The sequence below is a fragment of the Gelidibacter pelagius genome (assembly GCF_017581925.1).
Lineage (GTDB): Bacteria > Bacteroidota > Bacteroidia > Flavobacteriales > Flavobacteriaceae > Gelidibacter > Gelidibacter pelagius.
Genome location: NZ_JAGEVG010000003.1, coordinates 151,613 through 176,070 on the forward strand (window position 1 = coordinate 151,613; position 24,458 = coordinate 176,070).

At 37.1% G+C, this 24,458-nt stretch carries 19 protein-coding genes and 1 pseudogene; 6 read left to right on the plus strand and 14 right to left on the minus strand.

Translation table 11 applies throughout. From position 1 onward, the window contains the following. Positions 1-20: 20 nt before the first annotated feature. Together J4051_RS03765 and J4051_RS03770 are read right to left on the minus strand one after the other, a co-directional pair. Positions 21-1,130, minus strand: a complete 1,110-nt coding sequence (locus J4051_RS03765) for a CDP-glycerol glycerophosphotransferase family protein (RefSeq protein ID WP_208232527.1) — start codon at positions 1,128-1,130, stop codon at positions 21-23. Between the two features lie 222 nt (positions 1,131-1,352). Then, positions 1,353-2,168 (minus strand): 2,3,4,5-tetrahydropyridine-2,6-dicarboxylate N-succinyltransferase, encoded by an 816-nt coding sequence (locus J4051_RS03770; RefSeq protein ID WP_208232528.1) that lies wholly within the window; start codon positions 2,166-2,168, stop codon positions 1,353-1,355. A 1,283-nt stretch (positions 2,169-3,451) separates the two neighbouring features. On the opposite strand from J4051_RS03770, the gene ruvX reads away from it, so the two are divergent. The 4 genes and pseudogenes from ruvX (at position 3,452) to mazG (ending at position 6,239) form a co-directional block, all read left to right on the plus strand. Continuing rightward, complete coding sequence (gene ruvX, locus J4051_RS03775) at positions 3,452-3,862, plus strand: Holliday junction resolvase RuvX (protein WP_208232529.1); 411 nt, start codon at positions 3,452-3,454, stop codon at positions 3,860-3,862. Positions 3,863-3,940: 78 nt separating this feature from the next. Beyond that, positions 3,941-4,531, plus strand: a complete 591-nt coding sequence (gene def, locus J4051_RS03780; protein WP_208232530.1) for a peptide deformylase — start codon at positions 3,941-3,943, stop codon at positions 4,529-4,531. 67 nt (positions 4,532-4,598) lie between these two features. Further along, positions 4,599-5,009 (plus strand): annotated as a pseudogene (locus J4051_RS03785) (DUF5606 family protein); the annotation flags it as partial. Positions 5,010-5,462: 453 nt separating this feature from the next. Further along, positions 5,463-6,239, plus strand: a complete 777-nt coding sequence (gene mazG / locus J4051_RS03790) for a nucleoside triphosphate pyrophosphohydrolase (RefSeq protein WP_208232532.1) — start codon at positions 5,463-5,465, stop codon at positions 6,237-6,239. A 234-nt stretch (positions 6,240-6,473) separates the two neighbouring features. On the opposite strand, the gene J4051_RS03795 is transcribed toward mazG, so the two are convergent. From J4051_RS03795 to J4051_RS03845, 11 genes are all read right to left on the minus strand, one after another. Further along, complete coding sequence (locus tag J4051_RS03795) at positions 6,474-7,523, minus strand: glycosyltransferase family 10 domain-containing protein (protein ID WP_208232533.1); 1,050 nt, start codon at positions 7,521-7,523, stop codon at positions 6,474-6,476. A 273-nt stretch (positions 7,524-7,796) separates the two neighbouring features. Further along, entirely contained in the window at positions 7,797-9,878 is a 2,082-nt protein-coding gene (locus tag J4051_RS03800) for a DUF349 domain-containing protein (RefSeq protein WP_208232534.1), read from the minus strand. A 96-nt stretch (positions 9,879-9,974) separates the two neighbouring features. Then, positions 9,975-10,709: a shikimate dehydrogenase family protein gene (locus J4051_RS03805; RefSeq protein ID WP_208232535.1), complete on the minus strand. Its 735-nt coding sequence runs from the start codon at positions 10,707-10,709 to the stop codon at positions 9,975-9,977. After that, positions 10,702-11,721: a DUF368 domain-containing protein gene (locus J4051_RS03810; protein WP_208232536.1), complete on the minus strand. Its 1,020-nt coding sequence runs from the start codon at positions 11,719-11,721 to the stop codon at positions 10,702-10,704. The genes J4051_RS03805 and J4051_RS03810 overlap by 8 nt, the downstream gene beginning before the upstream one ends. Then, complete coding sequence (locus tag J4051_RS03815; protein ID WP_208232537.1) at positions 11,722-12,732, minus strand: DUF368 domain-containing protein; 1,011 nt, start codon at positions 12,730-12,732, stop codon at positions 11,722-11,724. It abuts the gene before it with no gap. A 39-nt stretch (positions 12,733-12,771) separates the two neighbouring features. Then, positions 12,772-14,184, minus strand: a complete 1,413-nt coding sequence (locus J4051_RS03820) for a tetratricopeptide repeat protein (RefSeq protein ID WP_208232538.1) — start codon at positions 14,182-14,184, stop codon at positions 12,772-12,774. A gap of 168 nt (positions 14,185-14,352) precedes the next feature. Further along, positions 14,353-15,534 carry an aspartate aminotransferase family protein gene (locus J4051_RS03825; protein ID WP_208232539.1) on the minus strand — a complete coding sequence of 394 codons (1,182 nt, stop codon included), beginning with the start codon at positions 15,532-15,534 and terminating at the stop codon, positions 14,353-14,355. 1 nt (position 15,535) lies between these two features. Next, positions 15,536-17,344: an OstA-like protein gene (locus J4051_RS03830; protein ID WP_236027191.1), complete on the minus strand. Its 1,809-nt coding sequence runs from the start codon at positions 17,342-17,344 to the stop codon at positions 15,536-15,538. A gap of 200 nt (positions 17,345-17,544) precedes the next feature. Beyond that, on the minus strand, positions 17,545-18,816 hold the full coding sequence (locus J4051_RS03835; protein ID WP_208232540.1) for an adenylosuccinate synthase: 1,272 nt from the start codon (positions 18,814-18,816) through the stop codon (positions 17,545-17,547). Positions 18,817-18,818: 2 nt separating this feature from the next. Continuing rightward, on the minus strand, positions 18,819-19,280 hold the full coding sequence (locus J4051_RS03840; protein ID WP_129016767.1) for a Fur family transcriptional regulator: 462 nt from the start codon (positions 19,278-19,280) through the stop codon (positions 18,819-18,821). Positions 19,281-19,317: 37 nt separating this feature from the next. Further along, the gene (locus tag J4051_RS03845; RefSeq protein WP_208232541.1) at positions 19,318-21,522 is read right to left on the minus strand and encodes a RelA/SpoT family protein; all 2,205 of its coding nucleotides are present in this window, start codon (positions 21,520-21,522) and stop codon (positions 19,318-19,320) included. Between the two features lie 286 nt (positions 21,523-21,808). On the opposite strand from J4051_RS03845, the gene J4051_RS03850 reads away from it, so the two are divergent. Next, positions 21,809-23,071: a putative DNA modification/repair radical SAM protein gene (locus tag J4051_RS03850; RefSeq protein WP_208232542.1), complete on the plus strand. Its 1,263-nt coding sequence runs from the start codon at positions 21,809-21,811 to the stop codon at positions 23,069-23,071. A 4-nt stretch (positions 23,072-23,075) separates the two neighbouring features. Further along, positions 23,076-23,852, plus strand: a complete 777-nt coding sequence (locus J4051_RS03855) for a TIGR03915 family putative DNA repair protein (protein WP_208232543.1) — start codon at positions 23,076-23,078, stop codon at positions 23,850-23,852. A gap of 92 nt (positions 23,853-23,944) precedes the next feature. Here the strand turns inward: J4051_RS03855 and J4051_RS03860 are convergent, their stop codons facing one another. Continuing rightward, positions 23,945-24,397 carry a hypothetical protein gene (locus tag J4051_RS03860; RefSeq protein WP_208232544.1) on the minus strand — a complete coding sequence of 151 codons (453 nt, stop codon included), beginning with the start codon at positions 24,395-24,397 and terminating at the stop codon, positions 23,945-23,947. Positions 24,398-24,458 lie beyond the last annotated feature (61 nt).

A 24,458-nucleotide genomic window follows, 5' to 3' on the forward strand; every position in this document is an offset into this window, starting at 1 on the left:
TCTTTAGTTTTTATATGATATTAGATGTCATTTTGTTTTTTTAAGGTATATGGCTTATTGAAGCTTTTAAACGTGAAATATCCCAAACGCTTTCTTATTTTATATTTCCGGAGTAGGTTGAGTGGTTTGTTTTTAAGGTGACTTTTATCTTGGTGCAAAAATTGAATACAAGTTTCAATAACACGCATACTCGATTTGCCATCAAAATATGGATGAAGATTGAGGATGTAAGCTTCTATTTTGTCCATAAGTTCTTTAGACGGACTTAAGGCTTTTTTAAAAGCTGATTCAATAACATTGGCGTTATCAATATCTATTAAGAAATCCTCGTGGACTTTATGCTTAAAAGTCACAACAGGCTTTTTTTGAAGTACAAATTCTTGAATTGCCGATGTGGTATCGGCAAAAAGTATATCTGCTTTAAAAAATAAAGGAGTTAAATCTGTAGTGTCAAAAAACGTAAAATTCTCATTGGTCAATGACTGCCATTTTCTAAAGATATGTAAGGGCAATTTGGGATGTAAGACCATGATGAATTTATAGGCATTTGAATTTGAAAGTCTTTGTATTTCCTCAAAAACCTTATTGTCATAAGCCAAGCTTAAACGTTCAGTAAATGTTGAAGCAATCATTATTGTTGGAAGTTGTGAGGTTGTAGCGTCTGATATGGTTAACTTCTCTTCTAATGGAAACATGGGATCCACTTTGCTCCATCCAGTTTCAATCACCTCAAAATGCTTTAATTTCTTTGCAAGTCTGGTAAACTCAGTAGTAGTACTTGGGCCTTGTGTACAGTAGAGGTCATACAACCCTCGGATTCTGAAATGATAGAATTTTCCATTTTTTAAAGGCCTTTTCTTTGCGAAAAAACCATGAAAAATCTGAACTTTTAAACCAGTGATAAAATCGGGAACATCATCAGTAGCCGCTAGAACAATATCTGGCTCGTAAGCCACTACGTCCTGAATGGTGTTGAGTAAATGTGGGTTATTTTTTAAGCCTTCTTTTCCATTGCTCGAATCGCTAAACCATTTTACTGTATTTCCAGTTCGAAGAATTTCATCCTCCAGCGGATTTCCTATGGGAACTGCATAACTGTAAGAGATATAAATTAGAAATTTGTATGACATATATTTATTTGTTTTAAAAACAATCAAGGTTTTAAAAGAACCTCAATCGGACCCTTATTTAAATTCTATTTCGGAGTAATGAAAACACATCTCTTTATATAAGGATTCCTCTCAATAAATATATGCGAATTGAAACTAAAATCCGAAACAAGATTCGGATATTTCATTCCCACCGATGGGTTTTAATGCCTGAGGTTTTTAATTTAATAATCAAAGCTTTATCTATACCGCTACATCATATTCACGCAAGGCATCATTCAAAGATGTTTTCTTATTGGTGCTTTCTTTACGTTTTCCGATAATCAGGGCACAAGGCACATTGTAGTTGCCAGCTGGAAACTCTTTAGCATAACTTCCTGGTATCACTACAGAACGCGCTGGTACAATACCTTTCATTTCAACGGGCTTATCACCAGTAACGTCAATAATTCTTGTTGAAGCTGTTAAACATACATTGGCACCCAAAACAGCTTCTGTTTCAACTCTCACACCTTCTACCACAATACATCTACTCCCGATAAATGCATTGTCTTCAATAATCACAGGAGCTGCTTGTAAAGGTTCTAACACCCCACCAATTCCAACGCCTCCAGACAAATGCACGTTTTTACCAATTTGCGCACAACTTCCAACAGTAGCCCATGTGTCGACCATAGTCCCTTCATCTACGTAAGCTCCAATATTTACATAACTTGGCATCAAAATCGTGCCTTTACTAATATAAGCGCCATGTCTCGCTACCGCGTGAGGCACAACACGTATGCCTTTATCCGCATAGCCTCGTTTTAAAGGAATTTTGTCATGATATTCAAAAATGCCCACTTCAAAAGTTTCCATTTTCTGGATTGGGAAATAAAGGACTACTGCTTTTTTTATCCATTCGTTCACTTGCCAACCATCTGCTGTAGGTTCTGCAACTCTTAAGGTGCCTTCATCCAATAAATCGATGACACTCCTGATACTTTCTATGGTGACTTTATCAGTGAGCAATTCACGATTTTCCCAAGCATTTTCTATATTTTGTTGAAGTTGTTTCATGACTAAATTTAAATTTACACAAAGATAAACGTATAATTCATTTGGGAAAATTTCTTTATTGAACTTTAAATTTTCCCGCAGATTTCGCAGATAGGCGCTGATAGGCGCTGATAGGCGCTGATAGGCGCTGATAGGCGCAGATGGCTCAGGATGGTGCTCCTTGTTTAAAAGCTTTCATTGATACTTAAGGGGTGCTGATTTAATGAATTTACTTTAACGTTTTGGACACGGATTACATGGATTACACTGATGCTTCGAATTGTGGCTTCGATTGTAATCTGTATTTTAGTCGAATTGAATCTAATGACAATCCACGGGTTTTTTGGATCTATTTTAAAAATTGGCACCGAACTAAAATTCTAGCCCCCTTTTTAAGGAGTAGTGGCTTCTGCTTCAAAAGATAAGCAGGAGACGAGGTGGTTAAAATTGCATAGAGAATTATCAATTACTCGTTGAAATTATTTTGCTGTTAGAATGAACTCTGATTTCAATCTTTAGGCCTTTCCTGCGAAGTTCATTTATATTATGTGGCACGGATTTCTATCTTAATACTTACATCCTTGATTTGGGTAACTTTGTACCCATTTGCTTCGTCTGCGGACAGATATGTGTAACGAACGTCATTGCTACTTATGGGGTGCTGATTTAATGAGTTTACTCTGGTTTTTTGGACACGGATTACACGGATGCTTCGAAGTGCGGATTCGACTATAATCTATATTTTTGTCGAATTGAATCTAATGACAATCCACAGATTTTTTGGATCTATTTTAGAAATTGGCACCGAACTAAAATTCTCCTCCTTTTTAAGGAGGAGTGGATTCTGCTTCAGATGAGAAGCAGAAGACGAGGTGGTTAAAATTGCATATTATCAATCACTCGTTGATTTGATTTTGCTTTTAGAATGAACCTTAATTTTAGTTTTTAAGTCTTTCCTTCGGAGCTCCTTCGATTTTTTTGGCCACGGATTTCCAACTCAATGCTGTATACCTTTGCTTTGTGTCTCCTTTGTGTCTCCTTTGTGTCTCCTTTGTGTCTCCTTTGTGTAATTTTGCGTAACAGTTTTTTTAATGGTGAAAATATCGTAAACAAGAGAGTCATTTAGAATAATTTTTCTCAAATACCTGAGGAACTTATTCTTTCCAAAGCTCGATGTTTTCTGGTGTGTCTCTGTTAAAAAACTCCCATAAATATGCAAATACACTTCAGTCGCCCATTTAATTGCTGTAACTTTGTAACATTACTAATTTAAAAATGGGATTCCCACTTTCGTGGGAACTGCTATGGCAAGAATTTTAGCAATAGATTACGGAACAAAACGCACTGGTATTGCGGTAACCGATGAACTTCAAATCATCGCTTCCGGATTGACCACCGTAGCCACAAAGGAACTTTTGCCTTTTCTGAAGGATTATATTTCTAAAGAAAACGTAGAGCTGTTTCTTGTCGGTGAACCCAAACAAATGAACAACGAGGTCTCTGAAAGTGAAGATTCCATACAATCTTTTTTGAAAAAACTTTCCAAATCTATTCCTGATATGCCCATTAAACGTGTTGATGAACGATTTACTTCAAAGATGGCATTTCAAACCATGATTGATAGTGGACTCAAAAAAGGGCAACGTAAAAACAAAGCCTTAGTGGATGAAATTAGTGCGACGATCATTCTTCAAAGTTATTTGTACAATCAATAATGTGCTTTAACAATTTTATTCTAAGTATCTAAAATTATAATAAGAATTGTATTTTTGCAGTCGTAAATTAAAAGAACAATGATTTTACCCATTATTGCCTATGGCGATCCCGTATTAAGAAAGGAATGCGAAGCTATTACTGCAGAGTACCCCGATTTAAAGGAACTCATTGCCAATATGTACGAAACCATGTATGATGCGTATGGCGTTGGTTTGGCTGCACCACAAGTTGGGCTTCCAATTCGTTTGTTTGTGATAGATACGACTCCTTTTGCTGAAGATGAAGATTTGACCAAAGAGGAGCAATCACAATTGAAGGATTTTAGACGCATATTTATCAATGCTAAGGTTCTCGAGGAAACTGGTGATGAATGGGCATTTAATGAAGGCTGTTTGAGTATTCCAGAAGTTCGTGAAGATGTGTTTAGAAAACCAAAAATCAAGATCGAATATCAGGATGAGGATTTTAAAACACATGTTGAGGAATTTGAAGGGCTTGTTGCCAGAGTGATTCAGCATGAATATGACCATATCGATGGCATCCTATTTACAGATAAGCTATCCACCTTAAAAAAGCGGCTGATCAAGAGTAGATTGGTTAATATATCAAAAGGGAACATTAGTGTGGATTATAAGATGCGTTTTCCATCCATGAAAAAGAAACGTTAATTTTACAAAATCATAAAGGCAAAAGTATATATTTGTCAACTTCAAAATAAAAAAGCATATAAGAAATATGAGTTTAGACAAGATTTTATCCATTTCAGGGAAACCAGGACTATATAAAATAGTAACCCAAACACGTAGCGGTTTTGTAGCAGAATCCTTGCTGGACAATAAGCGCATCACGGTCAATATTCATAGTAATGTGAGTGTTTTGAGTGAAATTGCGATGTACACACTTACAGAAGAAGTTCCATTACGTGAGGTTTTGAAAAAAGTGCGTGATAAAGAGAAAGGAAAACAAACCTCTATCAGTCATAAAGATTCTAAAGATAAACTCGAAGAATACTTCTTTGATGTCTTGCCAGATTATGATGAAGATCGCGTATATCCAAGCGACATCAAGAAAGTGATCCAATGGTATAATGCGTTGCAAAATAATGATTTATTATCTGCTTTGGACGAAGAAGAGGAAGATAAGTCAGCAGCGGCCAAAGTGGAAGAAGCGCATGCCAAAACTACTGCTAACCCTGCAGCGGTAAGAAACGTAGCACCAAAAGCATCATCTTCTAAGAAAGGTGGTTCTACTAAAAACACGAGTGCTAGAAAAACTTAATAGGAATTAAGATATGAGTATTAAGTATAAAGACTTGATACTTTATTTACTATACCCCACAATGTCATTTGAATATTGTGGGTTTTTATTTTGAAGAAATTCGTTGGGATACTATTGAAACTTCTATAAAATTCCCAATTTCTTATTCAGAGCGCGTTGGCTTGCCCTCCCGTGTGGTTCTACGGCCTCGAGATTCTTGATTAGTGAGCTTTCTTAATTATAAATTCTTCATACTTAATTCTATTTTCAAGATTCTGAACATTAACCTTCATTGCCTTCATCAATTTCGTAATTTTGAATTTTGGATAAAAAACAATTTTTATGACACGTAGACAAGAACAATTACAAGCCTTTGACCGACTTTTAACTATTATGGATGAATTGCGTGAGCAATGTCCGTGGGACAAAAAACAGACCATGGAAAGCCTTAGGCATTTGACTATTGAAGAGGTTTATGAGTTGGGTGATGCTATTTTGGACAATGATTTAGAGGAGGTCAAGAAGGAGCTGGGAGATGTCTTACTGCACATTGTTTTCTATTCACGTATAGGTAGTGAAACCAATAGTTTTGATATTGCAGACGTGTGTCACAGTATTTGTGATAAGCTGATTGAACGTCATCCACATATTTATAGTGATGTGAAAGTTGAAAATGAAGACGATGTCAAACGCAACTGGGAGCAGATTAAATTAAAGGAAAAAGGCAAAACCAGTGTATTGCAAGGTGTGCCAAAAAGTTTACCTGCGATGGTAAAGGCCAATCGCATTCAAGATAAGGTGGCCGGTGTTGGATTTGATTGGGAACATCCCGAACAGGTTTATGAAAAAGTAGAGGAGGAGCTCAACGAATTGAAAATTGAAGTCGCCAATGGAAATGTCGACAAAATGGAAAGTGAACTTGGCGATGTATTGTTCTCCATCATCAATTATGCACGCTTTTTAAAAATAAATCCAGAAAATGCCCTGGAACGAACAAATAAAAAATTCATCAAAAGATTTCAATATTTGGAGGCTAAGTCTCGAGAAATCAACAAGTCCTTATCTGAAATGACCTTGTCAGAAATGGATGTCTTTTGGGAGGAAGCAAAAAAAGTATAATCTTTTTTCATTTCCGTAATCCAAATACATCACTACGGACGTATATATATTATATTGGAACTTATCTTAAAGTTTCATAATCATAAGTAGGTAATCTTAATTATATTTTAAGCGGTATTAGTTAAGATTAAAAATTTAGTTTAGTTAGGGGTCAAAATCCTACCTGTTTTCACAGGTAGGATTTGATTTTTAAGCTAGTTTGGGTTCCAACAAAACAAAAGCAATAGGCCTTTATTATTCTTTATATAAGACCGATTTGCCCTTAAATACTTCCTTCAATTTTTGCTTCCATTTAAATAGTGAGTGTTTGATCATGTAATTGTATAAATTACGCCAATCCTTTGAAGAATTACATTTGTTTATGGTTACCGTTTGTTTGGGTAAGTCTGGATTCAATTGATCACATAAATGAGCGACGTAATCGAACATATTATATTCTGTTAGAACCTTCATCTTAGAGTCTTTTAAATAAGTCCGTTTTTTTTCGAAGGTATCTTCACTGATTAATTTGTCTATGATAGCTACAGAGGCGTCAAAATCTTGAATATCTATGGCCTGGTAGGATTCTTTGTCAAAATAATCAGAGAGATTTTTACAGCCGTAATAAATAGGAAATGTTTCAGCCAAAAAACAATCGGATATTTTTTCGGTCCAATAATAATTTTGCGATGAGTTTTCTATGGCGATATGATATTTGTAAGGCGCTAGAACGTCCCATTTATCCTCAAAACTATTAAATCCCTGGCCAAAGACATCCAAGCGATCTCCATAATAGGCCTTTAACTTTTCAACAAATTCAATTCTCTCAAGATGCCCTTTTGTAAATGCTTTATTACTTGTGATCACAGAGATCAATTTAGTTTTCTCTGGGGTTTCATTGGCCATTAGGTCATCATAGGTTAACGAATAAGTGACCTCGTTATTCTTTAATTTTTTAAAACCAACAAACCATGGTAGAATGGCGGGGCCTAATATTAAATTTTTATGTTTGGTTTCTTCTTGACAAGAGCAAATGGTTCCAAATTGGTTAATGTATCTTTTAGGATAGACAAGAACTGATTTTGGTTCTGTTGTTAACAATATTGTATTTTCGGGAGCTACTTCGCAACTTTCAGAACCTCTCACACCTTTTCCTTGTACCACCCAAAAATCTGGATCTTCAATTTCCTCATCAATATAAAATTGATAGCGTCCATCAGAAGAAATTCCTTTTCCGTCTTTGGTTTGTCGAAACATTATTTTACCTAAACTTTCTCGGTATGGCGTAAATTTAACTTTATACATGATTGTGGCTTTTCAAAGTAATTTGTTCAATAAATAAAGGAATAGGGTCTGCAAATGTAATTAAAAATTATGCTTATGATGAACAATACTATTTTCAGATGTTGAGTTAACTTGTATCGGGAATATGAAAAATTGCTATTATCAATCGCATTGGTTTCAATTCAAATACGAGCCAAAAGAAACTGACAAAGCCATTTCTCAAAATTAACCAAAAAAAAGTCCAATCTTTCAAATCGAAAAATTGGACTTATTATCTTTTATGAAACATTGTGCTTAATACAGCTCTTTCAATTTTTTAAATTTCTCCTCCCAAACCGCTAAGTTTTCTTTGTGATTTTCGATGTTCTTCAACACGTCCTTCACCAAGGGATTACTCTCATCTATATTTGAGAAAAATTGTAGGTTGTTTTCAAGCTGATTGAGTTCACCCTTAACTTCATCAATTTTTTTACGGATAAAATGATGCTCGTTGTCCAAAAGTCGCGTGTCATCTGGCTGTGAAAGACTCTCTAGTTTGTTTTCAAACTTGATCATTTCAACCTTAGATTTGTCCAATTTTAAATTATTGAATAAACCATCTACGGTTTTATTGAATTTACCTTCAATAAAACGCTTGTTTTGTGGAACTTGGCCTAAGGCATTCCATTCTTCGGTTTTTTGTTTGATGGTCTCTAAATCTTGTTCTGGTACGCCGCTTAATTTCAATTCTTTTAATTCGTCAAGCAGTTTCGTTTTCTTCTCAAACGCATCCACTTGCTCTTGATCGGCAGCATTTCGTTCAGCGTTGACCTTATCGAAATAATGGTTACAAGCCGCCTTAAAGCGCTTCCAGATTTTATCACTATCTTTTCTTGGGACATGACCAATATGTTTCCAATCATTTTGGATTCTTTTCATCAATGGCGTGACGGTTTCAAAGTCATCATTGTCCTTGTTGTCCTCGGCTATCTTGATGAGTTCTAATTTTTTCTGTAAGTTGGTGTATTGGTCTTTCTTTAGATTTTTATAAAACGTATTTTTCTTTTTATTGAAAGTCCTGACGGCCCCTTTGAATTTTGCCCAAGTAGCTTCATTCACTTTAATTGGTACTTTGCCTGCATTGAAAAACTCGGTACGCAAGCCTTCAATGACCTTGATCTTATTTTGCCAGGCTTGATGAGAGCTGACTTCATCCTTGGCCACCTCCTCAATTTTAGCGATGATAGCTTCCTTCTTTACGAGATTGGCCTCATGAGCCTTGTCAACATCAGCGTAATAAGCTTGACGTTTGTCATGAATAGTTTTTGTTGCGTTACTAAAACGTTCCCAAATAGCTTCTCTGTGTTCTTTATCAACCGGACCTAAATCTTCTTTCCACATTTTATGTAACACCTGTAATTCTCTAAAGGCCCTGTTGGAATTGTCGTCTTTTGCCAATTCCTCAGCACGATCGATAATTTTTAGCTTTTGTTCCAGATTATGTTTGAAGTCCATATCGCGTAAATCGCGATTTAGGTGCAAAAAGTCATAGAAAATCTCCACATGATGGTGGTAAGTGTTCCATGCATTATTGTATTTATCCCTTGGAATTGGTCCCGCAGTACGCCATTCTTCTTGTAGATCCTTAAAATGCTTATACGTGGTATTGATGTTTTCTTCTACATTGAGGAGACCTTTGATGTCTTCAATAATACGTAATCTGTTTTCTAGATTGGATTTCAGATTGGTTTCAAGAGTCTTATAATAGGCATTCAGTTTGTTCCTATAATCGTTGTAAATGGAATTGAAACGTTTTTTAACCGGACTGGAATAAAAGAAATCAATCTCGTTGCCACCTTCACTTATAAAGTCATCTTTCTTTTCCTCAAGAATTTCTGAGAACTTTGAGTTGAATTCTGTTCTGATCTCTTCAACATGTGATTTGATAGTTTGAACCTTTTTGGTTTTCATCAAACTTTCAAATTCATCAGCCAATTGATCCATCGACATGGAATGATAATCTTTCTCTTCCAAATTGTGACGTTCAACATTGCTGTCATCTTCAGCATCTTCAGCATTGGACTCTTCAATTTCTTCCACATAGGCATCCTTCTTTCTTGCTGGGATTTCTTCTGAACTAATTTTTTCAGTTTCAGCATCTTCCGGTTCGGTAGAAGGTGTTTCGGTTATAGCTTCAGGTTTTGGTGCTTCAGGAGCTGTTTGTTCAAGCTTGTTGTCACTATCCTCTGCTGTAACTGATGATTCAGTATTTTCGGTTGTAGTGATATTATCGCTTGGTAAGTTTTGGTCATTAGCAACTGATTCTTCAGGTGCAATGTCCTCTTTATTTAAAATATCGTTTCCATCTGCATCTTGCAGGTTATCTTTCTCTGACATTGTCATAATGATTAATTTTCGTGCTATTGTAAGCAAGTAAATATACTAACAACGCTTTAGAATACAAAAGAGAAAGCCAATTTTAGGATATTTAGGTTATTTGGTCCAGATCTCCCAGGCTTTTTCAGCTTGGTATTCTAACATCTTGGAGCCGTTGCAGACTGTGGCGCCCTGTATTTCACCACACATCAAGAATTTTGTTAAAATGGGATTGTAAATCAGATCGAAAAGTAGATGCTCCTTGTTAATGCCGTCATACGGAATATCCGGACATACATTGACATTCGGATGGGTGCCAATAGGCGTGCAATTGATGATAACCTGATGGCTTTTTATAATGTCCTCTGTCAAATTTGAATATAGAAATTTGGCTTTGGGATTAGGACTTCGCGACACATAGTCAAAACTGATGTTTAGTTTTTTCAAAGCGTAGGCAATCGCTTTGGATGCGCCTCCTGTACCCAAGATTAAAGCATGGGTATGATGGGGTTTCAGAAACGGTTTGATGGATTTCATGAATCCGTAATAATCCGTGTTGAATCCTTTTATTTTTCCAGATGGATAGAATTTTATGGTGTTGACAGCTCCAATTTCTGCTGCTGTTTTATGAAGTCCATCCAAATATGGGATCACCTGTTCTTTATAAGGTATTGTAACATTCAGACCCAGGATATCATTGTTTTCCTTTAGTATTTCAGGAAATCGGGAGATGTTTTGAATATCGAAATTCCCATAGGAATAAGGCAATTTTTCACGTTCAAACTTAGCAGTAAAATGAGCTTTTGAAAATGAATAGGCGATGTTTCTACCAACCAAACCGAATTTAGACATTGATTTTTCTTGTTTTATTTCCGTACCATTCTAATGCCAGAACAATGGCAATTCCCACCACAATATATGCAATTGCCAAATAGGTTTCACTGTTTAGGTCGGGAATAAATCGTTCATAATTTAGAACTACTTTCTTACCGGTTGAGTCATAGATAAATCCACCGTCATCCGTCATCCTGTAAATGGTTTTTTTCCATGGCCAAACTACGCCCAAAGAACCGACAATAAACCCTATAATGGAAGCTATGGTAATACTTTTGTAGTGCTTGAGAATATAACTAAGCATGTGTGAGAAGGTTACTAATCCGGTAACGGAGCCCAAAGTAAACACAACGAGCACCTTGAGCATTCTAATCCTCTCAGAATTCTGGAAAACACTGAAATCGCCCACAATGATCTCATAAAAAGTATCAGTAAGTGCATTGACAGAATCGACTAGTAACAACACATAGTTACCCAATAGAATCAGGATAAATGAGCCCGAGAAACCTGGTAAAGTCATCCCTGAAACACTTATGATTCCACAGAAAAACACAAAAAACAGGTTGTCGTTTTCTTTCGCGGGATCCAAAAAACTGATGGCAACACCTAAAATGATACCGATGGCCAGGGAGATTAAGGTTTGGTAATTCCAGTCGTTAAAATCCTTATTGATATAATAGATTGAACCGATGATCATGCCAAAGAACAGACTCCATACATATAATTCAGAATGGACGAGAAAATAATCCAGAAGTTTTGAAACACTAAAATAGCTGACGACCATGCCCAAAAAAAGCAAGCCCAAAAAGCGACCGTTGATATAGTGAAAGAAACTTTTGTACCTCCCGTTAAAAAGGAGTTTGAATGCGGTTTTGTTTACTTTTTGTAGTGAATATATGAACTCTTCATAAAATCCTGCCACAAAGGCAACAACACCACCAGAGACGCCGGGAACTTTATTTGCAGCGCCCATTGCCAAACCCTTAATGATCAGGAAGAATCTATCTTTAAAGGTTCTAGTGCTTTGCATTTATGAGGTTTTGGAGCCTATTTTTTCAAGGATGAAAATCGTTAAAAATCCGACAATCATAAGACCTACTGCCCATCCGATTTGTGGATCGATGGTATTGTTAATCTCTGAATAATGGAATGGCAATACACTTTTTTCTGATACCATTTTGAAAGTTTCAAAGTCATTGATTTGCCTTTGATAGACTTCAATGGTGCCATAATCAGTAATTTGAGAAACGGGTATCGTTTGCCCAGTCGACTTTTCCAAAACAGTCAAAGTCTCTTTCCATGGCCATATTTTGTTTAGGGAACCAAAAATAAACCCGGTCAACACCGCCAACGTGGTGTTTTTATAGTGTTTGAACAGCCATTTAAGAACGCGACTGAAACTCAATAGTCCAATCAATGCTCCAATCGCAAAAATGGCAATTCTTTTAAAATCAAAATCGTGTAGGGCGTCACTTAGTGTTTTATAGGCACCTAAAATTACCAGTATGAAAGAACCTGAGATTCCAGGTAAAATCATCGCGCAAATGGCAATGGCTCCGGCAAAAAACAGGAATATAGGGCTGTCGTTATTAGCCATGGAGGGCAAAGTGGTGATGTAATAGGCGGCAAATGTTCCTAGGATGAGTGAGACAATAGTGCCCAAATTCCATGTTTTAATCTGTTTTCCTACAAAGAAGATGCTGGCCACAATGAGTCCAAAAAAGAAAGACCAAATCAATATGGGATGTTGCTCAATCAGATATTTGGCAAGCCTCATAAAAGAGACAAAACTGATGACGATGCCTGTAAGTAAGGCCACTAAGAAGTTCCCGTTGAGTTGTTTCCAAAATGCAGAGAATCCGCTTTTTCTAAATGTGGTCAGCAAGCTTAAATTGACACCACTAATAGTGGTTATCAATTCTTCGTAAATACCGGAAATAAAAGCTATGGTGCCGCCTGATACTCCTGGAACAGCGTCTGCTGCTCCCATTGCAAGTCCTTTAAGTGAAATGAATAGGTAATCTGAAAAGCGTCTTTGCATCTTTAATTTATCATATAAGAAGCGTAAAGATATATAATTTTACTTGGAGGTTTTTTTGGAATTTGAAATAATATTGAGCACCATTTGATGGTTTGCTATCAATGGGAACAATTCCTCTAAAATAAAGGAGAATTCTGGATTGAGAAGCCATCCGTTTTTGAGGTGGTATTGGGCTTTTTCATTTTCCAAAAGAGTGAAATATATCCCTGCCAATCGGTATTCAATCTCTGCAGTTTCTGGATAAAACTCTGCAGCTTGAATAAGGTTGAGTGCCGAGGCTTCATACTCACCTAAATTAATGAGGACATCAGCCCTTGCAAGCCATGTATCCAATTCATAATTGCCGAGATCTAAAGTTTTTTTGTAGCCGCGTTCTGCTTCTTCAATAAAGTTAAGACGATGGTTGATTTGCGCGTAGAGTTTCCAATACCTGACATTATCATCATCAATATTAATGGCTTTATTGATATAGTAAAGCGCTTTATGGTAGTCTTTCTTTTTGTTGTAAAACCTAGTTATCGCGATCCAGCCTTTATCTAATAAAGGGTCTTCATGGACTGTTTTGTAGTAATATTGAACGGCTAAATCATCAGAATGCAATTTTTCATAGCAATTTCCAATTCTCAATAAAGCAAAAGAAGTAGGTTCATCAAGAGCTAAGGTCATGTTGTAATTTTCAATGGCCTCGTTATACATCTTCATTTTTTCCAATACTTTCCCCTTTTCAAGATAGGCACCTACAAAAGTGTCGTCAGAAATAATGGCAAACTCGAAAGCGGCTAGCGCCTTTTTAAAATCTTTTAAAGTGAAATATTGTCTGCCCAATTGATGCCAAGCTACTTCGCAATAAGGATTCTTGTCCAAGTAGCGGTTTAGAAAATCTATGGCCTCTTCGTGCAGATCCAAAAACTCAAAACAATAGATGATATTATAGAGCGCGGAGTAATCTTCCATATCCAACTCCAAGCATTTGATGAAATGGGATTTGGCATTTTCGAATTGGTCCATAAAGAGATATTCCATACCAATCAATGCATGAAGATCAGCTTCGTCTTCTTCTGAATCTATTAGTTTTAAAGCGATTTTTAACGTATCAATCGCTTTTTGATGTTCATCACGTTTCGATAAAACACTTGCTTTTTGTATATAGATTTCCTCATTGGAAGGCTCTAAAACATGGAGTGCATCCAAAAGTTTTTCTGCTTGTGGCAGTTTGTCTTCCAGAATATAAATTTCAACCTGAAAAAGTCTAAGGGTTATGGATGAAGGATGCTGTTCCAGTCCTAATTTGACGGCTTTCTTTGCGAGCGCAATTCTGCCATTTTCAAAATAGAATTGAATGATATTTTCAAATTCGCTTGAATCAAAAAACAACACATTATTTGTTTTTAGCATTGATTCAAATTTGGTCAGAGAATAATTATCGTCTTCGTCATGTTGACTAAACTCCATAAGCACTTGTATTGTTCGTTCAATTAAATGTAACGTTATCCTCAGAGAAAAGGGATTATTAAGGCGAATGTTTTCAACAAATTAGTTAACATTGCCAACGCTACATCCTCATTAGTTTGGGTTGTTGATTGGTTAACAGTAAGTTATGATGGGTGCAAACCTAAGCAATTATAATGAAATTTCGTCTAAAATTTCGATGATTACCTTGCAACCCTTGATGATTTCAGCATTTGTAATGGTTAAAGGTGGTGTTAACCGAATAGCTTTCGATTCAAAAAGCAACCAAAACAGTATCAAACCTCTGTTTTGCGCTTTCAATATGAGTTGATTTGCAATTTCAGCCGATGGTGTCAACGCAGCCAACATTAACCCACGACCTCTAATTTCAGTAATTAATGGGTGTACCAGATGTTTTCTGAATAACTGTTCTTTTTCGAGTGTTTCTGCCATCAAATTACTCTCTGTAATTTCTTTTACGGTCGCTAAAGCTGCAGCAGCAATAACCGGATGGCCACCAAAAGTTGTAATATGTCCCAATTTGGGGAAATCCTGCAAGGTATGCATCATGGCTTTTGATGAAGTAAACGCACCAATTGGCATGCCACCGCCAAGTCCTTTTCCAGTGACTAAAATATCCGGAATACAGTTGTAATGTTCAAAACCAAATAATTTTCCGGTACGGCCTATGCCTGGTTGAATTTCGTCCAAAATCAGCAAGGCGCCTACTTCGTCGCAACGCGTTCTCACCTTGGTCAAGTAATTGTCATGAGGTTCAATAAAACCTGCGCCACCTTGAATGGTTTCTAAGATCACTGCAGCTGTTTTAGGAGTAATCTGATTTAAATCTTCTTTATTGTTGAAGGTGATGAAGTCTACATCTGGCATTAATGGTCTAAAGGCCTGTTTGCGTTCTTCGTAACCCATGACACTCATGGAACCCATAGTATTGCCATGGTAGGCATGATGCGCCGCGATAATCTGACTTCTGCCAGTTGCGCGTCGCGCCAATTTTAAAGCACCTTCAATGGCCTCGGTGCCTGAATTGACGAGGTAGGTACAGTCTAAAGATTTTGGCAAATGCTGCGCCAATAGTTTTGTAAGTTCCACCGCTGGTTCCTGGATATACTCACCATACACCATCACGTGCATGTATTTGTCCAATTGATCCTTAATGGCTTTAACCACTTTGGGATGACGATGTCCTAAACTACAAGCTGAAACCCCTGCAACAAAATCGAGATAGGCTTTGTTATTGGTGTCATAAACATAGCAACCTTCCGCATGAGAAACTTCCATAGCTAAAGGATGAGGTGTTGTCTGGGCTTGGTATTCTAAAAAATCGCTCGTCATTTTAATTGTCTTTTTTCCTGGGTTTTTGCAGTGTATTTACTTTTGATGAATCTGCTTTTTTAATAGCTTCCTTTGGAATGGTCCGAGAGGCTTTTTGTTCGTCATCTTTTTTGGCGTCCTTTGGTTTTGCATCTTCCACACGCTGTAATAAAGCGTCATCAAAGAAATCTTCTTGTGGAATATAATCGCCTAAACCTTTGATTACTGGCAATACCAACGGTGGATCGTCTTTAAACAAATCTTCAACACTTCTTGGGCGCTCTTCTTCCCGCCAATCAAAACCTCGTAATTTTCTTGCGTTTTCTGGAAATTCGGATTCTGGCCAAATTTCGCCATCTACCTGATCAATCAGCGTGATAATTTTATAGTCCTCCTCGATTTTAAGATTTATTTTTCCTGATTTTGATTTGTTGATCCCTATCAATTCCTGATTGTCATCTCTTGAATAATTGATCACTTCGGCATTTTTGATGATATCCACGTTATAAAGATCATTGTCCTTGAACAATCCGATCAACCGCTGCCCCTTTATTTGATTATATCCAGCATCAAGTGTGTCTTTACTGATCAAAAAGGCATTCTCAAAAACCAACAGTGAGTCCAGTTGCTCCGTTTTGGGATTTGAAATAAGATGGATGGTATCTCCTGTCATCTGATTTTCCAGATTCCAAAGAATAGGCCTCCGTTTTATGGTAAAAGCCTCAGTAGAGGAGAAGCGCGCCAAATTAATAAGTTGCGTCAGTCCAGATTTATGATCGGCGTGGATGGAATCTGCTTTCCCACTTAAATCACTTTTGAATATTTTGGCATTGTAATAGGCTCTTGTGATCCGATGTTCAGGTTTTCCAGTGACCATTAAGATATCACTATGCATATAGATGGAATCTTTTTCTTGAACCGTAATGGCCAGAGCACGTTTGGTAATAAAAACCGAATCCTTGGCGCGCCATATTTCGGCATAATGTCCACGCGCTATACTGTTGTTAATGGTGTCCGTGACTGTGATATTGTTGGTGGCTGATGCAAAGCTTATTTTCCTATCGAAATACATGCTATCGCCTTCAAATACCCGATTTTCATAATTGATTTTTGAATTTTTGACGAAATAGCCAGTATCATTATTGGTGTCATAAAAGCCGCGTTCGGCATAAATGGTATTGGATTCGCCAACAATTGTTGTGGGGCCATAAAGATACGCATGGCCTGTTTCGGTATAAAAGTCGAGATGATCGGTGTTTAAGGTGTATTGTGGATTGACCAATACAACATCCTGTACGAATTGATATTTTTTGCTATTCATATAATAGCGACCGATTTGGCTGGTAATTGTTCCCGAAGTGTCCCTAACAACCTTGCCTTTGCTTTGGTAATAGGCCTGCTGTTTGACACGGTCAAAATGAAGCGTGTCCGTAGTCAAAACCGATTTTGGCTCCGTCAGTACCACGTCGCCACTAGCAAATGCCAATTGGGTCTTTCCACTATATTCTGCATACTTGGCACTCATATTTATGGTATCGCCCTGTATCATGACAACATTGCTGTAGGCTTCAATAAAATCTTCCTTTTCGTAGTACACAGCTTGGTCACACCATAAATTAATACCTTCATGGGTGAAGTGGACTTGTTGGGTATTATCTCTTGTGAAAACGGAAACGCCTGGACCGCGAAGGCTGTCGGAATCGACAAAACCAGAATATTCAACACGGATTTTCTTGAGTTTTTCAGTCTGTGATATTGCTGAAAAACTTAAGCTTAAAAATAAAACAATAAAAATATATAATGCTTTCAATGTGCGACAGATGATTTTCAAAAGTAACTCTTTAATTTAAGCATTATTTTACGTTAACATTAATTTAGGGACATGAATGTTACGGATAAGTGATTTTAAGAGGCTAATTTTACGAATGTAGTTGTCTGAATCTGAAAATCTTTCTAACTATTTCAATGAGGTATTGACTCGTGAAATTAGAGAGACCTGCCCGAAAGTACAGGCAGGTCCGTTTCTAAATCTTATCGTATAATCGTCTGCTTTCTATCTGGGCCAACAGAAACGATAGTAATCGGAATCTCAAGTTCTTTTTCTAAAAACTCAATATATTCCAACAAAGCCTGTGGCATGTCAGAAGCATCTGTCATTTCGGTCAAATCCTCGTTCCATCCCTTAAAATCGGTATAGATAGGAGTGACGTTTTGTGATTCAATATTGTATGGTAAATGGTGTATAATGTCACCTTTATAATTATATGCGGTACAAACTTTTAAGGTTTTAAACCCTGAAAGCACATCACCTTTCATCATAATCAATTTGGTGACGCCGTTTACCTGACAGGCATAACGCAAGGCTACTAAATCTAACCAACCACAACGACGTGAACGTCCTGTTGTAGCGCCAAATTCATTGCCCACGCGACCCATAGTTTCGCCAACTTCATCAAATAATTCGGTTGGGAAAGGTCCTGAGCCTACTCTGGTGGTATACGCTTTGAAAATACCAAAGACCTCACCAATTTTATTCGGCGCAATCCCTAATCCTGTACAAGCTCCAGCGGCAGTTGTATTGGAAGAGGTTACAAAGGGATAGGTTCCAAAATCAATGTCCAATAATGAACCTTGGGCGCCTTCAGCCAAAATGGTTTTTCCTTCCTTATGCGCTTGGTGCAAGTATTCTTCAGAATCAATAAAGGTCAGCGTTTTCAACACTTCGATGGATTTGAAGAACTCCTGTTCCATTTCCTTTAGGTTATACTGTACATCCACATTGTAAAACGCAATCATGGCTTCATGTTTATCGGCCAAAGCACGGTATTTATCTTTCCAATTAGCCAATTCAATATCGCCAACTCTAATCCCGTTTCTACCGGTTTTGTCCATATAAGTAGGACCAATGCCTTTAAGTGTAGAGCCAATTTTGGCCTTACCTTTGGAAGCCTCACTCGCAGCATCAAGCAAACGGTGCGTTGGTAAAATAATATGTGCCTTACGCGAAATCAACAAGGATTTTCTGTAATCCACATCCTGTTCTGCAAGTTTGTCCAACTCTTTGTTGAAAATAACAGGATCAATCACAACACCGTTACCTACTAAATTGACAGTGTCTTTATGAAATATTCCTGATGGAATGGTATGTACCACGTGTTTTTTTCCGTTGAATACTAAAGTGTGTCCAGCATTTGGGCCTCCTTGAAAGCGCGCAATAATATTGTATTTAGAGGTGAGTACATCGACAATTTTTCCTTTGCCTTCGTCGCCCCATTGTAATCCTAGTAGTAAATCTACTGCCATTTTTAAGATTCTTTAGGTGGTTCGTTTTTTGTTCCGTAAAAGTATAGTGAATGGTTGGTGATGGAGATATCAAAAACCTCTTCAATCGTTTTTTTGATGGACTGGATTCTCGGATCGCAAAATTCGTAAACTTCTCCAGTGTCGGTTAAGATGACATGATCATGTTGCTTATCAAAATATGACTTTTCATAATGTGCCTGATTTTGACCAAACTGATGTTTGCGCACCAAAGCACATTCCAATAACAATTCGATAGTATTGTAGAGCGTCGCACGACTTACACGATAATTTTTGTTTTTCATTTTGATATAGAGAGATTCTATGTCAAAATGTTCCTCATTATCATAAATTTCTTGTAAAATGGCATAGCGCTCAGGTGTTTTTCTGTGCCCTTTGCCCTCTAGAAATGTGGTGAACACATTTTTGACTATTTCTTGGTTGCTATGTTTTGTATTTTGACTCATAATTTATGCCGAAACTTCGGGGGCAAATTTACACCTTTTAAACTCTTATAACCTTATCAATCCCGTTAATTTTTTTTAGATTCTCCATGAGCTTTTTAAGCATCGTGTTGTTTTTTACCACCACATTGATTTTACCTGAAAAAACACCGTCATCACTTTGAAAACTAATGCTTTTCATATTGACATGCATATTGGAAGAAATGACTTTAGTGATGTTATTTACCAAGCCTAAATTGTCAATTCCAGACAAGGTTATTTGTGCTGCAAACTCCTGTTGTGAAGAGTCGATCCATTTGGCCTGCATGATTCTGTAAGCGTAGTTGGATTGAAGGCTCAAAGCATTTGGACAGTTCTTTTTATGGACTTTGATGCCTTCATTGATGGTCAGGAATCCAAAGACATCATCTCCAGGAATTGGGTTACAACAGGCAGAAAGTTTATAATCCAACTTTTCTTCTTCCTTACCAAATACCAAACTATCATATTTGGCGGTAATTTCATCTTTATCAATGTTTTGGACTACCGTTGGTTTACGGATCTTACTTTTGATATAGCTCATAATGACACCGCTTCGCGAAGAAGCAAAGTCTTTAAGCATAGGGTTGTCAATGGAGCCAATGCCCACTCTGTAAAACAAATCCAGACTTGTTTTTAATTTGAAGAAAACCACCATTTCATTGATGGATTTTTCATCTAGATTAATCTTGAGTTGCTTTAATTTTCGTCTTAGAATTTCCTTGCCCTCTACTGCAACTTCTTTCTTTTCATCCTTTAATGACGATTTGATTTTGCTTCTTGCTCTGGCCGTAGTGGCATAATCCAACCAGTTACTATTGGGCCTTATGTTTTCAGAAGTCAGGATTTCTACTTGGTCACCACTTTGTAGTTCATGACTCAGCGGCACCAATTTCCCATTAACTTTGGCGCCTCTGGTTTTCATCCCAATTTCGGTATGGATACTAAATGCGAAATCGAGTGGTGTGGCGCCTTTCGGCAGTGATTTCAAATCGCCTTTTGGAGAAAACACATAAATTTCTTTGGAATATAAATTCGGCTTAAACTGTTCCACAAAATCGACCGCATTGGTTTCATTGCTTTCTAAAGCTTCCTGAAGTTTATCGATCCACGTATCCAACGCATCTTCGGCATGTCCCTCTTTATATTTGTAGTGTGCGGCGTAGCCTTTTTCGGCAATCTCATTCATGCGCTCACTCCTGATCTGTACTTCCACCCAACGTCCTTTTGGTCCCATCACAGTAATGTGCAAGGCTTCATATCCAGTCGATTTAGGTGAAGAAATCCAATCCCGCAATCGGATGGGATTTGGAATGAAATGATCCGTTACGATAGAATAGATTTTCCAAGCCAGAAATTTTTCATTGGCAAAATCGGATTTATAGATGATCCTTACTGCAAATTTATCATAGACTTCATCAAAAGAAACACCTTGTTTAAGCATTTTTCTTCGGATGGAATAAATGGATTTTGGACGCCCTTTAATGTCATAACTCAAGCCTTCCTTATCCAAAGAATCTTCAATCACTTTAGTAAACGCTTTAATATAGGCATCTTGCTCTTCCTTACTTTCTTTAATTTTATTGTGAATCTCATGATAAACTTCAGGCTCCGTATATTTTAGGCCTAAATCTTCGAGATCACTTTTAATATTATAAAGCCCGATCCTGTGCGCCAAAGGAGCGTAGATGTACAAGGTCTCAGAAGCTATTTTCTCCTGCTTGTCTGAACGCATGGAATCCATGGTTTGCATGTTGTGGAGACGGTCCGCAATTTTGATGATGATCACCCGAACATCGTCATTGAGCGTCAACAACATTTTTCTGAAGTTTTCGGCCTGGGTTGAAACGTCCGCTTCTTTGCTTAAAGATGAAATTTTGGTCAATCCGTCCACAATCCGAGCTACGGTCTTGCCGAATTTTTCTTCTATATCTGCGAGCGTATAATCTGGATTGTCCTCAACAACATCATGTAATAGCGCCGCAGCAATACATGTCGCGTCCAGTCCAATTTCCTGAGCCACAATTTTTGCCACTGCAATAGGGTGAAAGATATAGGCTTCACCTGATTTCCGGCGTTGATTTTTATGGGCATCCACGGCCACATCAAAGGCCTGCCTAATCAGTTTTTTATCAGCAACGGTAAGCGTTTGGTAACTTACTTTAAGTAGTTCTTTGTAGGCTTTTGCAATAGCAGCATTCTCCTTATCTATATCAACTTCTGTCATAAACTAAATGTAATACAAAGAAAGGAAACGGGCAATGTTTTTTTAGAGGAAAATAATAGAATACTGTGGGAATCGGCCAAATAGATTACTATATATTTCATGAATCTCTCTTAGAGAAAATCTAAACAATCTGATCGCTCAATATATTTTTACAGTTGGCCAGTACTCTCTTGTGGAAAAATAAATAAATAGGGTTTTAAGTTAGATTTACAGGGTTTAAGGACAATCAAAAAAATCGAAAATGTCTAATTTTGAATTCAATTTAAACAGCCCTAAATAGATTTTCATGTCTTTTGAACGTACCCAAGAAAAATTAAAAATCTTAGCAGATGCCGCTAAATACGATGTTTCGTGTTCTTCAAGTGGAAGCAATCGCAGCAATATCAATAAGGGCCTTGGGGATGCGACTGGGATGGGTATTTGCCATTCGTATACTGAAGATGGACGCTGTGTGTCTTTACTGAAAATTTTACTGACCAATCATTGTATTTTTGATTGTGCATATTGTGTGACACGGAAAAGTAATGATATTAAAAGGGCGGCTTTTAAGGTTCAGGAAGTCGTGGATTTAACCATCAATTTTTATCGTCGAAATTATATTGAAGGTTTGTTTTTAAGTTCTGGTATTTTTAAAAGTGCGGATTATACCATGGAACGCCTTGTTGCGGTGGCTAAGAAATTAAGGTTGGAAGAGAATTTCAACGGCTATATCCATCTTAAATCTATTCCCGGAGCTTCTGATGAATTGATGAAAGAAGCTGGATTATATGCTGACCGATTGAGTGTTAATATTGAAATTCCCACAAAAGAAGGATTGAAATTGTTGGCACCAGAAAAAAACCGAGAGGACTTTTTGAAGCCGATGCGAAAAGTTCAGAATGAAATCATCCAATACCAAGCAGAGAAGAAAATTATCAAGAGTACTCCGAAATATGCTCCTGCTGGTCAAAGTACGCAAATGATCATTGGTGCCAGTGGTGAAAGTGATCAGCAAATCATGTGGACTTCCAATTATTTTTATAAGAATTTCAATTTAAAGCGCGTTTATTACTCTGGTTATATTCCGATAAGTTATGATTCACGATTGCCACAAATAGGAACAGATGTGCCTATGTTACGTGAAAATAGATTGTATCAAACCGATTGGCTGATGCGTTTTTATGGATTTGAAGTCCATGAAATTTTAAATAATGAACATCAAAATCTCGATTTGGATGTAGATCCGAAATTGGGTTGGGCCTTAAGAAACTTGCAATATTTTCCTATTGATGTTAACAAGGCGGATAGACTTATGTTGGCGCGTATTCCAGGATTAGGGATGAAATCGGTACATAAAATAGTGCAAGCTCGACAGTTTAGAAAATTGAACTGGGATCATCTTAAGCGTATGGGCGTCGCTTTGAATAGAGCTAAATACTTTTTAGTTTGTGATTCCAGAGATTTTGAAAGACGAGATTTGAGCGGGCCTCAACTGAAATCGATTATTTTACAAAATAGCACAAGTAAATATCAAAAAATCCTAAGTCCACAGTTGAATCTATTTGAATAAAACGATGATTTCAGAAGAACATACACTTGTTTATGATAGCACATTTGATGGTTTTCTTACCTGTGTATTCCAAATTTACGAATTGAAATTAAAACAGGTTTCTTTTCAAAGAAAAAACCAGGTGCAGGAGTCGCTATTTGGGATGAATACAGAAATCATTACGGATTTAAAAAAGGCCGATCGGGTGTGGAAGGGCATCAAAAGTAACTCGACAGCAAGAGGAAGTTTACGATTATATTATGCTTTTTTGAGTGAGCGGGCTCAGATAGAATCTCTGTTATTAACTTATATTCAGCAGGCGTTCAAAAGCAGGATCCCACTTGATTCAGATTTTGGGAACGAAACGGTGCTCAAAATTTCTCAAATTGCTAAAAGTGTAGGAAGAGAGAAGCATAGAATGGAAGCCTTCGTCCGATTTAAATTGACCAATGATGATATCTATTTTGCAAATATTGAGCCTGATTTTGATGTTTTACCTTTGATTTCCAAACACTTTAAAAGTCGCTATGCGGATCAAAAATGGATTATCTATGATTTGAAGCGTCAATATGGATTGTATTATGATTTAGAGAAGGTGGAAATGATGAATTTGACTTGGCCCGCAAACTTTGACCCTACACAAACTACGACTGAGTTTTTTACGCCTTCAGAAATTGAATTTCAAACTCTATGGCAGAATTATTTTCAGTCCACAAATATCGTAGCCAGGAAAAACACCAAACTGCATATTCAACACGTCCCAAAAAGGTATTGGAAATACCTTAGTGAAAAAAGACCTTAAGGAGTTTCAATTCAATATGATGTAAACTTATCGTAAAGAGAACTTAGAATCTTGTTCAGATTTGTGAATTTTTAAATTTCAATCTATTTCAGCTAATTGTCTTTAAGTTTTTGTCGGCTTTGCGGAATTGGCACCCGTATCCACTCCTTTTCAGCTTTTGGCTTGGTCTCTTCTTTAACAACTTTTACCGGCGCATTTAGTTTCTTCAGATTTTGCTTTTTTTGATAGGCCACAAAAGGTTTTGAGGTTAGTGCATAGCCATATTTAAGTTGATGGAGAAATATAGCGAATGGTTTGGTGGGCTTATATTCACTCTCTGCAATGGCGACCTGTATAAGCGTCCAGTCAGGGTTTTTAGCCTCCGGATCCGGTTTCAACCGATTGAGATTGTCAATATATTTTTTGTAGTATTTTTTAAAGAACAGAAATTTAAGGCTGTTTAGCTTTTTATAAAACTGGTCGATATCAGTGGGTGTGATTTTAGCTTGGGTTTCTGGACTCGCAAGCTTTGTTCTAAATTCTGAAATTATGGTGTGAAAGCTCATCTGTTTTTATATAGTGGTTTTGTTCCAAAAGAGCGAATATTGAATCATATATTGCTCATCT

Bases quoted from the DNA above. Each gene is read 5' to 3' on its own strand.
- J4051_RS03765 (WP_208232527.1), bottom strand. From the start codon at position 1,130: ATGTCATACAAATTTCTAATTTATATCTCTTACAGTTATGCAGTTCCC.
- J4051_RS03770 (WP_208232528.1), bottom strand. From the start codon at position 2,168: ATGAAACAACTTCAACAAAATATAGAAAATGCTTGGGAAAATCGTGAA.
- ruvX (WP_208232529.1), top strand. From the start codon at position 3,452: ATGGCAAGAATTTTAGCAATAGATTACGGAACAAAACGCACTGGTATT.
- def (WP_208232530.1), top strand. From the start codon at position 3,941: ATGATTTTACCCATTATTGCCTATGGCGATCCCGTATTAAGAAAGGAA.
- mazG (WP_208232532.1), top strand. From the start codon at position 5,463: ATGACACGTAGACAAGAACAATTACAAGCCTTTGACCGACTTTTAACT.
- J4051_RS03795 (WP_208232533.1), bottom strand. From the start codon at position 7,523: ATGTATAAAGTTAAATTTACGCCATACCGAGAAAGTTTAGGTAAAATA.
- J4051_RS03800 (WP_208232534.1), bottom strand. From the start codon at position 9,878: ATGTCAGAGAAAGATAACCTGCAAGATGCAGATGGAAACGATATTTTA.
- J4051_RS03805 (WP_208232535.1), bottom strand. From the start codon at position 10,709: ATGTCTAAATTCGGTTTGGTTGGTAGAAACATCGCCTATTCATTTTCA.
- J4051_RS03810 (WP_208232536.1), bottom strand. From the start codon at position 11,721: ATGCAAAGCACTAGAACCTTTAAAGATAGATTCTTCCTGATCATTAAG.
- J4051_RS03815 (WP_208232537.1), bottom strand. From the start codon at position 12,732: ATGCAAAGACGCTTTTCAGATTACCTATTCATTTCACTTAAAGGACTT.
- J4051_RS03820 (WP_208232538.1), bottom strand. From the start codon at position 14,184: ATGGAGTTTAGTCAACATGACGAAGACGATAATTATTCTCTGACCAAA.
- J4051_RS03825 (WP_208232539.1), bottom strand. From the start codon at position 15,534: ATGACGAGCGATTTTTTAGAATACCAAGCCCAGACAACACCTCATCCT.
- J4051_RS03835 (WP_208232540.1), bottom strand. From the start codon at position 18,816: ATGGCAGTAGATTTACTACTAGGATTACAATGGGGCGACGAAGGCAAA.
- J4051_RS03840 (WP_129016767.1), bottom strand. From the start codon at position 19,280: ATGAGTCAAAATACAAAACATAGCAACCAAGAAATAGTCAAAAATGTG.
- J4051_RS03845 (WP_208232541.1), bottom strand. From the start codon at position 21,522: ATGACAGAAGTTGATATAGATAAGGAGAATGCTGCTATTGCAAAAGCC.
- J4051_RS03850 (WP_208232542.1), top strand. From the start codon at position 21,809: ATGTCTTTTGAACGTACCCAAGAAAAATTAAAAATCTTAGCAGATGCC.
- J4051_RS03855 (WP_208232543.1), top strand. From the start codon at position 23,076: ATGATTTCAGAAGAACATACACTTGTTTATGATAGCACATTTGATGGT.
- J4051_RS03860 (WP_208232544.1), bottom strand. From the start codon at position 24,397: ATGAGCTTTCACACCATAATTTCAGAATTTAGAACAAAGCTTGCGAGT.